This window comes from Stenotrophomonas sp. LARHCG68 (assembly GCF_052871705.1).
In genome coordinates this window covers 904,589-920,037 of record NZ_JBIXJV010000001.1, presented here as the reverse complement: position 1 = coordinate 920,037, position 15,449 = coordinate 904,589, and the positions used below count along the sequence as shown (strand labels likewise).

At 68.3% G+C, this 15,449-nt stretch carries 7 protein-coding genes; all 7 read right to left on the bottom strand.

Annotated elements, in window-relative coordinates:
• Positions 1–102 precede the first annotated feature (102 nt).
• Complete coding sequence (locus tag ACIPR8_RS03915; RefSeq protein ID WP_446540206.1) at positions 103–5,022, bottom strand: alpha-2-macroglobulin family protein; 4,920 nt, start codon at positions 5,020–5,022, stop codon at positions 103–105.
• A gap of 77 nt (positions 5,023–5,099) precedes the next feature.
• Positions 5,100–7,811: a bpX6 domain-containing protein gene (locus ACIPR8_RS03910; RefSeq protein WP_446540205.1), complete on the bottom strand. Its 2,712-nt coding sequence runs from the start codon at positions 7,809–7,811 to the stop codon at positions 5,100–5,102.
• Positions 7,804–9,615: a hypothetical protein gene (locus ACIPR8_RS03905; RefSeq protein ID WP_446540204.1), complete on the bottom strand. Its 1,812-nt coding sequence runs from the start codon at positions 9,613–9,615 to the stop codon at positions 7,804–7,806. Before ACIPR8_RS03905 ends, ACIPR8_RS03910 begins: the two co-directional genes overlap by 8 nt.
• Positions 9,612–10,022, bottom strand: coding sequence for a bpX5 domain-containing protein (locus ACIPR8_RS03900; RefSeq protein WP_446540203.1), 411 nt, complete (start codon positions 10,020–10,022; stop codon positions 9,612–9,614). The genes ACIPR8_RS03905 and ACIPR8_RS03900 overlap by 4 nt, the downstream gene beginning before the upstream one ends.
• On the bottom strand, positions 10,019–11,140 hold the full coding sequence (locus ACIPR8_RS03895) for an AAA family ATPase (RefSeq protein ID WP_446540202.1): 1,122 nt from the start codon (positions 11,138–11,140) through the stop codon (positions 10,019–10,021). Before ACIPR8_RS03895 ends, ACIPR8_RS03900 begins: the two co-directional genes overlap by 4 nt.
• 124 nt (positions 11,141–11,264) lie before the next feature.
• A complete protein-coding gene (prpF, locus tag ACIPR8_RS03890) occupies positions 11,265–12,458 on the bottom strand; it encodes a 2-methylaconitate cis-trans isomerase PrpF (RefSeq protein WP_446540201.1) in 1,194 nt (397 codons plus the stop codon).
• A 117-nt stretch (positions 12,459–12,575) separates the two neighbouring features.
• A complete protein-coding gene (gene acnD / locus ACIPR8_RS03885; protein ID WP_446540200.1) occupies positions 12,576–15,191 on the bottom strand; it encodes a Fe/S-dependent 2-methylisocitrate dehydratase AcnD in 2,616 nt (871 codons plus the stop codon).
• Between the last annotated feature and the right edge of the window lie 258 nt (positions 15,192–15,449).

Sequence of the window (15,449 nt, the reverse complement as noted above, 5' to 3'; positions counted from 1 at the left end):
AATCGTGACCTTGGGGAGCAGGAGCGACCCCGGGCGCGAAGCCGGGCATTCCCGGCCTCGCGGCCGAAGCCGCTCCTACCGTGTTGCGCAGGCGCGGCGGGGTCAGGGCTGTACCACCGTGATCGTGCTCGGGGTGGAGCGCCCCACACCGCGCAGGTCGGGACGATACATGTCCTCGGCCAGCGGCGGCGGCACGGTGTAGGTACCCGGGCTGACCGCACGGACGAGGTAGAACACGTTCGCCGTCCGGCCGCGCGACAGGTTCACCGCCGCCACGTAACGGTCGTCACGGAACTCCTCGTGCTTGATGTCGGCGGCGCTGCCACGGTCGCTGATCTCCACGCCATCCACCACCACGTCGGCCCATTGCTTGGCATCACCGAGGTTGAAGTTCTCGATCTCCAGGCCTGCCGGCAACAGGTCGGTCACCAATGCCTCGGGCATCGCGGTATTGGCGGTCACGCTCAGGCGCACGATCAAGGCCTCGCCTTCCTTCAACGGACGCGGTGTCCACGGCTTGCCGTCGGTGCCGTACCAGGTGCGCTCGATGCCGATATGGCGGTTGTCCGGCGCCGGTGCCTGGCGCGGGATGCCGGCCACGTCCAGGCTGGCGAACATCGGGGCCTCACCCTGCGGCGAGAAACGCACGCCTTGCGCCAGCTGGGCTGCATCGAACACCCGGCCGAACGCCTTGCGCGCGTCGATCGCCTCGCGGCGCTCACCCACGGCCAGTTCGCCGGACACCAGCTTCTTCTGGTTGACCATCAAGGCCTTGCCCAGGCGTGCCAACGCCACCTGCTCCTGCGTGCTCAGCCACAGCCAGCCGCTGTTGCGACGGGCCTCCAGCTCGCGGCCCATGGACACTGCACGTGCGTCGTACTCGGGCTTGGCCAGGCCGCGCTCGTGGGTCAGTGCGATCATCAGCGCATCGTCACGCAGCACGCTGCCGTAATCGCCGAAGTAGGACGGACGGTCATTCGTAGCCTTGGCGAAGCCGGCGGCAATCGCGGCCTGGCCGCGCTTGCCATCGCCCTGCAGCGACAGCGCCACGCCCAGGTGCACCAGCGACAAGCCGGACACCGCCTTGCTGCGCTCGTTGTCCCACAGCGTGCGCAGGGTTCCCAGCGGCGCGCGGTTGACCCGCGCCAGCACATAGCCCGAATAGGCCTGGTTGGCGAACTTCAGTGCCTCCCGGTTGTCCTGCCCGTAGAACTGGTTGCCACCGCTGAGCAGGTCTTCGCTGATCCGGTCCAGCGCTTTCTGCAGCACGTTCTCTGGCACCGCGAAGCCGGCGTCCTTGGCATCGAGCAGGAACTCGGCAATGTACGGGGTCAGCGCCGGGTTGATGTAGTCGTCGTTGCCCCACATCGAGAAGTTGCCGTTGGCCACCTGCATCGATGCCAATCGGCCGAACGCACCTTCCATGCGCTCGCGGCGCGCCTTGGCATCCAGCCCATCGGCGCCGAGCATGGCCGAGGTGGCCTGGTCGAGCATCAACGCGGCGTAGCCCTTGCTCGTGGTCTGCTCGGCGCACCCATACGGATAATTGAGCGCCCCTTGCAGCGCGGAGGCGAACGGGATCGGCGGCAGCGCGCTGACCAGCATGCGGGCGCTGACCGAGTTGCTCATCAGGCCATCGATGAAGCTGCTGTCCAGGGTGACCGGTGCCAGCGGATCGAGCGTGCGGGTCTGCGAGCGCAGCACCTGCGGCCAGGCCGCGCGCACCGGCAGGTCATAACGCCGGTCGACCTTGAAACCGTTGCCGTCCACGCGCACCCGCACCTTGGCCACGCTGTAGCCTTCCTGCGCGGTCAACGGGAAGCTCAGGGTGCTCTTGGCATCCGCGCCCAACTGCACCGAGCGCGAGGACTCGGCGATGCCCAGCGGGCCTTCGCCGTCCACCCGTACCGTGAACTGGCCGGGCTTGCCGGTGAAGTTCTGCACGTCCAGGGTGACCATGCTGCGGTCGCCCGGCGCCATCACCCGCGGCATGCTGGCCTCGGCCAGGATCGGCGCGCGCACCAGCGTCTCCACGTCGCGGTTGCCGTAGCGCTGGTCCGAATAGACCATCGCCGACACCCGCAGGGTACCGTTGAAGTCCGGCACGTTCAGTTGCACCCGCGCATTGCCCTTGGCGTCCAGCGCGACCGGCCCGGAGAACAGGTCAACGGTCTGCACTCGCGCGGTCGGCCGCTTGGCCTGCGGCAGCGCCGCCAGGGCCATGTCGCCACCGAACTTCAGCTTGCCGGTGTTGCCGTCGAAACTCTCGATCACGCGCCCGTAGATGTCATACGCATCCACGCCCAGGCGTCGCTGCGCGAAGAAATGCGCCGGGGCATCCGGCACCGGGAAACGGGTGATGTTGAGGATGCCCACGTCCACCGCCGAGACGGTGACATGGGCCGGCTTGCCGGCCAGCTCAGGCACACTGACGGTGACCGTCATCGGCTGTTCGGGACGCATCTGCCTGGGCGCCACCAGGCCCACGGCGACGCGGCGGTCGCTGCGGTTCATCGGCACGTGGGCCACGCCCACGGCGCGCGCCGGGGTGATCTTGCTCGGCGCGCTGCCGCCGCGGAACACCAGCGCGGTGACGTAGACGTCGTGGCGCTCCCAGTCGGCGGTCACCGGGATTTCGAAGGTGCTGCCCGGTTTGGCGTCGATGTCCTGGACGTAGATCATCTTGTCGCTTTCGACCATCAACAGGCCACGGCCGGCATGCGGCGGCGTCACCGTCACCTTCAGCGTGTCACCGGCGCGGTAGCTGGTCTTGTCCAGCGCCAGCTTGACCTTGTCGGGGCGTGCGTCCATGCCGCGGTTCTCGTCCTCCCAGCTCCAGCCGGCACTGAACGGATAGCGCGTGGTCAGGCCGGTGGCGGGATCGAACACGTCCACCCGGTAATCGCCCCACTCCACCGGGAAGTCGAAGCGGGCCGCGGTGGTGCCGGCATCGAGGGTGCGGGTTTCCTTGTTCTCGAAGCGACGGGTGAAGTCGTAGTCCCAACGGTTGTCGGTGTAGGTCCAGTGGTAATCGCGCAGCTCGCGTACCAGCGTGACCTTCAGGCCCTTGCCCGGTTGCGGATTGCCCTCGGCATCCACGCGCATCAGCTCGAAGCGCGCATTGGCGTTGGCGTCGGCACCGTCCTTGTCGTCGAACAACGGGCGCACCGCCACCAGTGCCGGGGCCGGCCACAGCACGCGCTTGAGCGTGCGGGTGACGGTGCGGCCGCCGGTCTCGTAGACGCTGCCCGACACCACCGCCGCCACTGTCGTCCCCTTGCCGACCTCGGCCGGCAGCGGGATGTCCTGGCGCAGCTTGCCATCGCCGGGAAGGGTGGTGTCGATCACGTCGTTGGCCTGCCGCGGCAGCTCAACGGTGGGATCGCCGAAGAACCAGCCCGGCATCGCCTCGACCGGATGCTGTTCCACCGCCACCGCCAGGCGCGCGGTGAAGCGGTTGCCGTCGGCCGGAGCGCCGTACAGGTAGGCCGCGTCGGCCTGCAGCTTGAGCGGCTCGCCCGGCTTGAGCGTCTTCTGCGCGCTGTCCAGGTCCAGCTTCATGCGTTCGGGCAGGAACTCCTCGATGCGCAGGGTCATGCCCTGCACCGCTTCCTTGCTGGCCGGGTCGGTGCGGAACTCCACCTGCCAGCGGCCGGTGGGCGCCTCGACCGGGATCACCTGCTCGAAGGAGAAATAGCCCTGCTCGCCTGCCTGCAGGCGGGTTTCGCGGAAGGTCTTGCCATCGGGTTGCTTGAGCCGCAGGAACACCGGCAACCCGCCATTGGCCGGGGCCGGCAGCGGCTTGCCGTCGTTGTCACGCAGCAGCGCGGACACGCGCACCGTCTCGCCGGGGCGGTACAGATCACGCCCGGACCAGGCGAATACATCGAAGTTGGCATTCTGGCGGCCGGCCACCGCGAACTCACTCAGGTCCAGCGCCGGCTGGTTGAACGGCAGCATCGTGGTATCGCTGCCGCTGGAAGCCACCAGCACCTGGGTGGCATCGAGCGTGTAGTTGAGCAACGCGTTGCCGTTGCCGTCGGTCTGCCCCCTCAGGATCACCTCGCCCTTGGCGTTGATGACCTTCAGGTCGACCTTCCTGGCCGGCGTGCCATCGGCCAGCGACGCGGTGTGGACGAACAGCGTGTCCTTGTAGGCGCGGGTGTGCAGGCCGATGTCGCTGACGGAGAAGAACGCGGTGTCGTATTCGCCGCCGAAGCTGCCGGTGCGCTTCATCACCGCGAAGTACAGGCCCGGCTGCTGCAGTTCCTTCACTTCCTGGATCGGCAGGTAGGTCAGTACCCGCTCGTTCTGCTTGCCACCAAGCACGAAGCGGTTCATGTAGACCGGCTCGGCCAGCTGCGACAGCGGCGTATTGTCGCTGTACTCGCTGTCCAGCTCCCAGCTGCCACGACGGCCGCCACGCTGGTACTGGGCAAAGAAGCTGGGCAGCTCGGATTCGCGCACGCGCAGGAATTCGACGTCCACCTCCGGCACGTTCACCGACACCACCGGCAGGCCGCGGCTCTCCTTGGCCGGCAGCACGCTGCCCTGCGAAGCGAAACCGACCGCCGGCTCCATCTCGCCGCTGAACACCTTCTGCTTCACCTCCGTGCCCAGCCGGCTGCCATCGGCGGCCAGCAGGTCCGGCGAAATGATCAGGGTGTATTCCTTGGCCGGCTCCACGTAGGGATAGCGCAGGGTCTTGCCGTCATCGGACAGCGACCAGCTGCTTTCCTCGGTGCCGACCTTCTCCTCGAAGCGCAGCAGCTTGTCGAAGTCCTGGGTGCCGACCAGCGGCCGCGAGAACTCCACCGCCAACGCCATCCCGTCACCGCGCTGCTGGTCCGGATAGGCCCGCAGCATGACGAAGCCCTTGACCTCTTCGCGCTTGGCCTGGATGGCCTCGCCACTGGTGCCGGGCAGCTGCCCGGTCTCGTTGCGCTTGCATCCTGCAATCAAGGCAATCGCCGCCAGAACCAGCGCTGCCCCCCGCAATCCCCACGACTTCCTGTTGCCCATGGCGTCCTCCTGCAGATGGCCGGAGTATACCCAGCCATCGGCATGGACCTTGTGTACAGGCCCGTGGTTTCCGGACCCTAGCGCAGTGACAGGGCGTGCGGCGTGCTGGTCGCCAGGTCGATCGACAGCACCCGTCCACGGTCATCGTGCAGCACCAGGTTGTCGGTCTGGTCGCGCAGCCGCAGCAACGCGTCCGCCGGCCATTCCACCCGGGCCACGCAATGGCCATCATGCACCCGCACCAGATAGCCCAGGACAAGGTCGGACCGGCCCAGCTGCACCCAGAGCAGCCCGCTCTGCAGGACCTGCAGCTGCAACCCCGGGCCACCGGGCAGCAGTGATTCCCATTCGCGGTCGGTGAAACGGTCAAGCTCCACCGAGACGCTTCTGCCATCCACCTCGTGGCGCAGCTGCAATGCCTGGCCTTCACGGCTTACCCGGGGCTGCAACATGCCGGTCAACGGCGCGGCCAGCAGCGGTAACGCCGCGTCGAAGGCAAAGCTGCGTGCCAGCAGACGACGGCGGCCCGGCAACGCCCAGCTCCACTCCTGCAGGCGATCGCCCTCGCCGACCAGGCAGACCTCGCGGGAAGCGAAGAAACTGCAGGCCAGCAGCGGCTCCGGCACCTCCACCTGCCACAGCACCTGATCCAGGCCGCGCCCGGTATCGAGCACCCGCAGGTGCTGGCCGCGCCGGATCGTCCAGCCCAGGCCATTCATCGACGGCGCATGCTGGTCCATGTCCAGTTGCCCGAGATCGTGCACGGTCTGTGTGACCAGGTCGAAGCGGTAGACGTGCCAGTTGCGCTCGCGCCGGGCCAGCGCAAGGGCGATGCCGCCGGTACCGCCGGCCACAAGCTGCCAGGTGGGCACCGCATAACGCTGCTGCACTTGCCCGTAGGCGTCCAGCAGCAGCGCGCCACTTTCGCCCAGCGCCGCCAGGTAGCGGCGTCCGGGAAGCGCAAGCACGTCCTGCAAGGCCCACAGCCCGGCCTGCGGGGCCCGCAGCCGCAACGGCTCGGAGCGCCATTGCAGGTGCTGGGTGGCCGCCAGCGGCGGCAGCTTCCAGCCAGGGACGTCGGCGCTGAGCAGCGGGTCATCGGCCAGTTTCAACAACCGATCCAGGTCCTTGCCGGTGCAGGCGACCCGCCCCAATGCCCGGTCGGCCGCCAGTACGGGCAGCAGCAGTCGGGCGATGTCGCGCGCCCGCCCTATGCCACCACCGCTGCGCAGCACCGCCAACATGGCTTCACGCGGCGCCGGCTCGGCGTCGATGTCCAGCAACCGGTCCAACGCTGGCAGGCAAGCCTCCAACTGGTCCGGCAGCAACTGCGCGCACCGCACCAGCGCCCGCGCGTGCAGCTCACCATCGCCCTGCAGCGCCACCGACAACCATTGCCGTGCCTGCCCGTGCGCCGCGGCCACCGGCCACACCGCATCCACCGCCCCCAGCCAATCGCCCTGCTCGACCAGCGCCTGCCCCCATGACACGCGCAGTTGTCCGGTGAGACTCCTGTGTTCCGGCTCCAGCTGCGCGATGGCGTCGGCGAAGGCATTGTCGCGCCGGGCCACCTGCACCGCACGTTCGAGATCACCGGCCAGCACGAGCAGGCGGATGCAGTTGGCCGCAGGCATGTCCCAACCCAGCGCCAACTCCGCCGCCTGCGCATGGCGCCCGTGTTGGACCAGGTAATCCAGTGCCCGCTGCCGCTCGCACAGCAACTCGGCCAGCACGAACAACGCCTCGTCGAAGCGACCGGCGCGGTCAAACCGCTCGAACGCCGCCTGGTAGGTCCTGCGCAGGTAGTTGTCCAGCTCCGGGTCGAGGTTGATCGACACCCGGCCGCCGGCATGCCGCACACCGATGTCCAGCGAGCTGCGTCGCCCGGGCGTGCCGAATGCCTGTCCGATCGAGTCGTCGTTGCCGCCGTTGGAGAGCGGCAGGGCATGCCGCAACGCCTCATGCAGGTCACCGTCCTCGAACATTGCCAGCATCCGCCGCATGTACGCCCCCTGGCGGTGGCCGATCAGCTTGCTGACCCGCGAGGTGGCCGCAAGCCGCTCCAGGCGGCGCCGCCACGCCGAGGGTGCAGGTGGCGGGCGACGTGCCGCCACACCGCCGGCCTGCACGCCTGCACCATCGCTGCCTGCGCCCGACGTGGCTCTCGGCAGCAGCCGTGCCACCTCCCCTGCCAGCCGTGGCAGGGCATCACGCAAGGCGTCCAGGGGACTGCGACGCCCGCCGCTACCGCGCCCCAATTGCTCCAGCAGTGACTCCCGTTCGGAACTCGGCGCGGGGATGACTTCACCCAGCACTTCACGCACACCCTTGCCCTCCAACTGCGGCAACTTCGCGGTCGATGCCGGCAGTGACAGGTCATAGAGCGTGCGTATCGCATAGTCACTGGCATCCAGCCAGGCCGCCACATCCAGGCGCTGCGCGTCTTCCAGTTGCAGCGGCTGCGCCTGTGCGCCATCGATCAACACCACGTCGCAGGCCGGGAGCGCGGCCTGCTCGGTGGCACTCAGCGGCGCGGCGTGCAGTCGGCCCTTGATCCTGCACAGCGGGACGCCAGGCACCCTGGCGCAGTCTCTGGAACGCGGTGCAGGCCAGCACAACAGGTCGCCCTGCGTGAAACGCCAGGCCAGACTGCCTGGCACCCAGCACTGCAGCAACCGGTGTTGACGTTGCTCCACGCTCAGCCAGTCATGCGGGAACCACAGCGCAGCCACCTCCTGGCGTCCGCGCCACGACGGCTGGCGCACGTTGACCCTCAGGGATTCAGCCATGTGCTTCCTCCGACCCATGAAGCGTGAGCAATTCCACGCGCCCCCCGTCACCCAGCACCTTCAGATTGCCGGCCAGGTCCACCACCGCCACCCGGGTGCCATCGACCGATACCGATACGCTCCCGATATCACTGGCCGAGGTGTACAGCATCTCCGGCCCATCCTTGCCGGCGGCCAGCAATGCGCGCCGATCGGCACGCAGCACCAGCAGGCGATCGGGCTGCTGCCCTCCCTCCCCGGCCACCAATCCTTGCGGCCGCCAGTCCTGCCAAAGCGAGACATCGCTCTGCTCCGGCGACCGGCCAACACCAAACACCACCATGCGGCAGGCCCAGCGCCCCCCCTCCTGGAAGTGGGCAGCCACCAGCACACCATCATCTCCCGTCCCGCGCCTGGCCAACCACACCGCCTTGGGACGGTGTGGCAACGGCAACTGCCAGCTGATGTTCCTTGCGCCGCCGGCGTTCAGCGCACCGACCTGCAGCACCCCGGCCTCGAACCGCGCATACAACACGCTCTCGGCACTGACCTGCTGCAGAGCAACCACCTGGTCCGCGACCGGTCGTGGCCCATCCTTGGCCGTCCACCCCAGCAGATGCCCGCCATGGTCGAGCAACAACAGTTCGCGCGCTGGTGCTCCGCGCTGGGAAGCGTGCACCAACGCCCCCTGCATCCACTGCGGAAGTCCGGGACGCACCGTCATCACGCTGCCTGGTGGACGTTCCCGCACCTGCGTCGGCAGCCCCGGCAGCTTCCAGAACCGCAGGAACTGCTGGCTGGCGAGCACACCGCAGAATTCCTTTCCAACCATCAGGCCACCGAGCAACTGCATGCCCGTGGACCACTCGTGGTAACGGATCAGCTTGCGCCTGTGCTGGACCCTGTTCCCGGTCGGCACGTTCACCTGGCAGGCGCGAGGGGATCCCAGCAACGGGACCACCACGCGCTGCCCGTCAAGGCTGAAGATCGGCCGCTGCTGACGCGAGAACCGGTGGGCCCCATGCGCAGCCACGCGTTGTCCCGCCGGCGCGCCGCGGAACTCGCCACGCAGCAACCGTGCTGCCGCGGCCGTGGTGGGGACCGACAGCTGCAGTACACGCTCGCTGCCACGCCGCCCCAGCCGGACCTGCAGCTGACGATCGATGCCACTGCGCGTCAACGCCTGGTGCGTGCATGCCAGCGCAGTGGCCGGCTGGCCGCCGCACCACCAGCGCTCCCCCTTGCCATGCGTTTGCTGCAGATGATCCGTCCATGCCTGCCATTGGCTGTCATCGGCCATCAGCGGCGTGCGCGCATGCAGCAGGGCCAGCAGCGCCGATGCATCCTGCGCTTCGCTCAGCGCACCGGGCAGATGCGCCATGCCCCACAGGAAACGGGCGCGTTGGGTGCGTGCGCGACGCGCCAACAGAATCCACAACGCCACCTGCACCAGCCGCGGCGCGCCCCACTGCAGCGGCCCGGCATCAAACAGGCCGACCACCACCGCATCGGTCTGCCGCTCCACCGCGCGCGGCGCCAGGAACAGGTGCTCACCGGCAGCGGCGCGGCGCAGGAACTCGTCGGGGGCCGCGTCGGCCAGGCCCCACTCGCTCAGCAGCAGGCGCTCGTAGGGCCCCCGTCGGTCAATTCCGCCCAGGCCGTCGTGCACCGCGGAAACCGCAGGTACCTGCACCTGCCCACGCCCCATCAGCGGGTCCAGCCGCAACAGCAACTCGCCCAGGGTGACGGCGATATCCGTCTCGAACAACTGCAGCCACGTTTGCCACGGCTGCAATGCCAGCGGCAGCGCGTTGACCGTACTCATGCCCCGGCCCAACGGGCCTGCAGCCGCGCGACCCAGCCGCCGTCCAACGGCACGACCCTCGCCAGTGACACCAGTTGCGCCGGCGACGGCAGCAGCAACAAGGGCAACGGGCCGTGGCGGCGCACCAGCGCCGCCTGTACCAGGTCCACGGAGACGTCTGGCCACACGTTGGTCGGCAACCACAGGCCCGCAGCGTCACCGGCCGGCGCGATGTACGTGGCATCGGCCACCCATGGCAAGCGGTCGAATGCTCCCAGCACGACCAGCAGGTCGGCATGGGCGGCAACCCGGAAGGTGCCCGACTCCGCACCCGTGATGGCCTGCAGAAGCACGCGGGCCGCCGCGCCGGATGCCACCATGCCCTGCGCGACCGGCGCTTCAACCGGTGCGCACCATGACCACTTCATGCACTGGCCGCGACATGGGCAACCAGCCGCGTGCGCTCGGCCAGCAGGAGCTCGGGCATCGCATCGGCGACGAAGTTGGCGTCGATCTCGCGCAGCAGGGCCTCGGCCAACGTGCGCGAGGTTGTCTCGTCATCCGTCGCCAGGCAGGCGCGTGCCGCCTGCAACAGACGGTCCACCCGCGAGGCCGGCTGCAACGCCGCAAGCTCGGCCGCGCTGCTCAGGGTCGGGTTGGCGGCGACCTTCAACGAGTCACGCAGCGCTTCCTGCGCCGACAACTGCGCCTCGTGGCTGGGCAGCACGTAGAACAGCGGCCACAGGTCGGCCTCGGTTGCGGTCTGTCGGCCGGCCAGCACGGTCGCCGCAGCCACCAGTCGCTGGGTGCGCACGATGCGTCGGTCCGAAAGCGATAGCCCGGCCTTGCGCAGCGCCCGCACCGCCTCGGCCAATGGGCCGCGTACCGCGTCCAGGTTCACGTGCAGCACGCGCCCGGCCAGCAGGTCCAGGTCGCCCAGCGCATGCTGCGCCTGCTCGACCCCTTGCTCCGCGCGCCAGCCCCCTTCCAGCAGGGCCTCCAGTTCGCTGTCGGCCACCGGCGCCACGAACAGGCGCAGCAGGAAACGGTCGGCGAACGCGGCCAGCGACTCGTCCTCGGGCAGTGCATTGGCGGCGCCCACACAGACCCGCAACGGACAGGCCACATCGGTGTGCCCACGTCGGAAGCGGCGCTCGTTGAGCACGCCCAGCAAGGTATTGAGGATGGCGGTGGAACCGAGGAAGACTTCGTCCAGGAATGCGACATCGGCCTCGGGCAGCATGCCGGCGACATCGGTTTCCACCCGCCCTTCGCGCAGGCGACGCAGGTCCACCGGCCCGAACAGCTCGGCCGGCTCGGTGAAGCGCCCGAGCAGGTATTCGAAATAGCGCCCGCCCATCAGGTTGGCCACGCGCCGCACCACGGCACTCTTGGCGGTACCCGGCGGGCCGATCACCAGCAGGTGCTCATGCGCGACCGCGGCGAGCAGGATCAGTTCGGCCAGTTGCTCACGCCCCACCAATCCAACGGTGGCGGAGCGCACGAGACTGCGAAGGCGCGCTGCGGCGCTGGAAAGTTCGTCCATGACAGGGGTACCAGCGAAGCAGGTACATCGGGCTCGATTGAAGGTTGCTGCACTCTAGCGCAGCGGCCCCGACCGAAACAGCCCAACCATGGTTGCCGTGCGCCGGGCACGGCACCCCCGGCACTCAGAACGTATCGCCCGGCACCCGCACCCAGCCTTCCATCAGGATGCGCGCGCTACGGCTCATCACCGCCTTGGTCACGGTCCACTGGCCATCGACCTGCGCCACCTCGGCGCCGACCCGCAGCGTGCCGGACGGGTGGCCGAAGCGCACCGCGTTGCGCTGGCCGCCACCGGCAGCCGCGTTGACCAGCGTGCCCGGCACCGACGCCGCGGTGGCGATGGCCACCGAAGCGGTGCCCATCATCGCGTGGTGCAGCTTGCCCATCGACAGGGCGCGGGCGTTGAGGTCGATGTCACCGGCCTTGATCGGCTTGTTGCCGCTGGACACGTAGTCCTGTGGCGGCGCGACGAACACGATCTTCGGCGTGTGCTGGCGCTTGAGTGCTTCCTCCGGCGAGGCGATCAGCCCCATGCGCAGCGCACCGGCGACGCGGATGGCTTCCAGCCGGGCCAGCGCCGCCTTGTCCTCGTTGATGGCCGGCTGCAGCTCGGTGCCGGTGTAGCCGATGTCGGCCGCGTTGACGAACACGGTCGGGATACCGGCGGTGATCATCGTGGCCTTCAGCGTACCGACACCCGGCACCTCCAGGTCATCGACCAGGTTGCCGGTCGGGAACATCGCACCGCCGCCCTCGCCTTCGCCCTCATCGGCCGGATCGATGAACTCCAGCACGATCTCCGCCGCCGGGAAGGTCACCCCGTCCAGTTCGAAGTCACCGGTTTCCTGCACTTGGCCGTTGCTGACCGGCACGTGCGCGATGATGGTCTTGTTGATGTTGGCCTGCCAGATACGCACCGCGCAGACGCCATCTTCCGGAACACGGGCCGGATCGACGTAGCCGGCATGCAGCGCGAACGCGCCGGCCCCGGTGGACAGGTTGCCGCAATTACCCGACCAGTCGACGAAGTCGGTGTCGATCGAGACCTGGCCATAGAGGTAGTCCACGTCGTGGTCGGGCCTGCTGCTTGGCGACAGGATCACGCACTTGCTGGTGCTGGAGGTCGCCCCGCCCATGCCATCGATCTGCTTGGCGAACGGATCGGGCGAGCCGATCACCCGCTGGAACAGGCGGTCGCGTGCCGCGCCGGGCACCTGCGCGCTGACCGGCAGGTCTTCCAGGCGGAAGAACACGCCCTTGGAGGTGCCGCCGCGCAGGTAGGTGGCGGGGATTCTGATCTGCGGAACATGGGACATGACTGGGTTTCCTGACGTGCATCAACGACAAGGGCAGAAACGGCTGCCCTCACCCCAACCCCTCTCCCGCCGGCGGGAGAGGGGCTCCAAGCAAAGCCCCGTCCAGGGGCTGGCGCATCAACTGGCGGAAGCTTCCAGGAAGTCCTGCGCGAAGCGTTGCAGCACGCCGCCGGCTTCGTAGATGGCCACTTCCTCGTCCGAATCCAGACGGCAGGTGACCGGCACGTTCACCGTGCTGCCGTCCTTGCGGTGGATCACCAGCGTCAGATCGGTGCGCGGCTGGCGCGCGCCGATGACATCGAAGGTTTCGGTGCCGTCGATGCCCAGCGTGTTGCGGTCGGTGCCCGGCTTGAACTCCAGCGGCAGCACGCCCATGCCGATCAGGTTGGTGCGGTGGATGCGCTCGAAGCCTTCGGCGGCGATGGCCTCCACGCCGGCCAGGCGCACGCCCTTGGCGGCCCAGTCGCGCGAGCTGCCCTGGCCGTAGTCGGCACCGGCGATGATGATCAGCGGCTGCTTGCGCTCCATGTAGGTTTCAATGGCTTCCCACATGCGCATGACCTTGCCTTCCGGCTCCACGCGCGCCAGCGAACCCTGCTTCACGCTGCCATCGTCGTTGCGCACCATCTCGTTGAACAGCTTCGGGTTGGCGAAGGTGGCGCGCTGCGCGGTGAGGTGGTCGCCGCGGTGGGTGGCATAGGAATTGAAGTCTTCTTCCGGCAGGCCCATCTTGGCCAGGTACTCACCAGCCGCGCTGGAGCGCAGGATCGCGTTGGACGGCGACAGGTGGTCGGTGGTGATGTTGTCCGGCAGCACCGCCAGCGGGCGCATGCCCTGCAGCGTGCGCTCCCCGGCCAGCGCGCCCTCCCAGTACGGCGGGCGGCGGATGTAGGTGCTCTGCGGGCGCCAGTCATACAGCGGACTGACCGGTGCACCATGCTCGACGCGCACGTTGAACATCGGGTTGTAGACGCTGCGGAACTGTTCCGGCTTGACCGACGCCTTCACCACCGCGTCGATCTCGGCATCGCTCGGCCAGATGTCCTTCAGGCGCACGTCGTTGCCTTCGGCATCCACGCCCAACACGTCCTTCTCGATGTCGAAGCGCACCGTGCCGGCGATCGCATAGGCGATGACCAACGGCGGCGAGGCCAGGAAGGCCTGCTTGGCGTACGGGTGGATGCGGCCATCGAAGTTGCGGTTGCCCGACAGCACCGCGGTCGAGTACAGGTCGCGGTCGATGATCTCCTGCTGGATCTTCGGGTCCAGCGCGCCGCTCATGCCGTTGCAGGTGGTACAGGCGAAGGCGACGATGCCGAAGCCCAGCTTCTCCAGCTCCGGCAGCAGGCCGGCTTCCCCCAGGTACAGCTGCACCGCCTTGGAACCCGGTGCCAGCGACGACTTCACCCACGGCTTGCGCAGCAGGCCGCGCGCATTGGCGTTGCGCGCCAGCAGGCCGGCGGCGATCACGTTGCGCGGGTTGGAGGTGTTGGTGCAGCTGGTGATGGCGGCGATGATCACCGCGCCATCGGGCATCAGCCCCTGCGCTTCCTCGTTCCTGCCGCTTTCCAGCTTGGCTTCGTCGGCGATGCCGCGCTCGGCCAGGTCCGACACCGGCAAGCGCCGATGCGGGTTGCTCGGGCCGGCCATGTTGCGGACCACGCTGGACAGGTCGAACTCCAGCACGCGCTCGTACTGGGCGGTGGCCAGTGCGTCGGCCCACAGGCCGGTAGTCCTTGCGTAATTCTCGACCAGCGCCACCTGGGCCTCCTCGCGGCCGGTCAGGCGCAGGTAGTCCAGGGTCTGCTGGTCGATGTAGAACATCGCCGCGGTGGCGCCGTACTCCGGGCACATATTGGAGATGGTGGCGCGGTCACCAATGGTCAACGCCGCCGCACCTTCACCGAAGAACTCCAGCCACGCACCGACCACGCGCTCCTTGCGCAGGAACTCGGTCAGCGCCAGCACCACGTCGGTGGCGGTGATGTTGGGCTGCGGCCTGCCGGTCAGCTTGACGCCGATGATGTCGGGCAGGCGCATCCACGAAGCGCGACCCAGCATGACGTTCTCTGCTTCCAGCCCGCCAACACCAATCGCGATCACGCCCAGTGCATCAACGTGCGGGGTGTGGCTATCGGTACCCACGCAGGTATCCGGGAACGCCACGCCGCCCTGCTGGCAGATCACCGGCGACATCTTCTCCAGGTTGATCTGGTGCATGATGCCGTTGCCCGGCGGGATCACGTCCACGTTCTCAAAGGCCAGCTTGGTCCAGTCGATGAAGTGGAAGCGGTCCTCGTTGCGGCGGTCCTCGATGGCGCGGTTCTTCTCGAACGCCTGCGGGTCGAAGCCGCCGCATTCCACCGCCAGCGAGTGGTCCACGATCAGCTGCACCGGCACCACAGGGTTTACCTTGGCCGGGTCGCCACCCTTGTCGGCGATGGCATCGCGCAGGCCGGCCAGGTCGACCAGTGCGGTCTGGCCGAGGATGTCGTGGCAGACCACGCGTGCCGGGAACCACGGGAAATCGAGGTCGCGCTTGCGCTCGATCAGCTGCGTGAGCGAATCGGTGAGCGTGGCCGGGTCGCAGCGGCGCACCAGGTTCTCGGCCAGCACGCGCGCGGTGTACGGCAGCGTGGCATAGGCACCGGGCGCGATCGCATCCACAGCGGCCTGTGCGTCGAAGTAGTCCAGCGTGCTGCCGGGGAGATGCTTGCGGTAATCGGTGTTCATGGCTGGCCTGTGAGGGTCTGGGCTTGCTGGTGTGCTTTGGGTTGTGCGCGAATGCAGCAAACCCACAGCAGCACATGGAATCTGAGGTATCCCTTCTCCCGCGTGCGGGGGAAGGTGCCCGGAGGGCGGATGGGGGGAGCTTTGCTCTTGCTCTTGCTCTTGCTCTTGCTTGAGCTCCAGCTTTGCTTCGCTTTTTTTTACGGGCTTGAAGCTTGCTCCACGTGCCAGGAGCTTCCCCTCACCCCAACCCCTCTCCCG

Coding starts and splice junctions, on each gene's coding strand:
- ACIPR8_RS03915 (WP_446540206.1), bottom strand. CDS start 5,022: ATGGGCAACAGGAAGTCGTGGGGATTGCGGGGGGCAGCGCTGGTTCTG.
- ACIPR8_RS03910 (WP_446540205.1), bottom strand. CDS start 7,811: ATGGCTGAATCCCTGAGGGTCAACGTGCGCCAGCCGTCGTGGCGCGGA.
- ACIPR8_RS03905 (WP_446540204.1), bottom strand. CDS start 9,615: ATGAGTACGGTCAACGCGCTGCCGCTGGCATTGCAGCCGTGGCAAACG.
- ACIPR8_RS03900 (WP_446540203.1), bottom strand. CDS start 10,022: ATGAAGTGGTCATGGTGCGCACCGGTTGAAGCGCCGGTCGCGCAGGGC.
- ACIPR8_RS03895 (WP_446540202.1), bottom strand. CDS start 11,140: ATGGACGAACTTTCCAGCGCCGCAGCGCGCCTTCGCAGTCTCGTGCGC.
- prpF (WP_446540201.1), bottom strand. CDS start 12,458: ATGTCCCATGTTCCGCAGATCAGAATCCCCGCCACCTACCTGCGCGGC.
- acnD (WP_446540200.1), bottom strand. CDS start 15,191: ATGAACACCGATTACCGCAAGCATCTCCCCGGCAGCACGCTGGACTAC.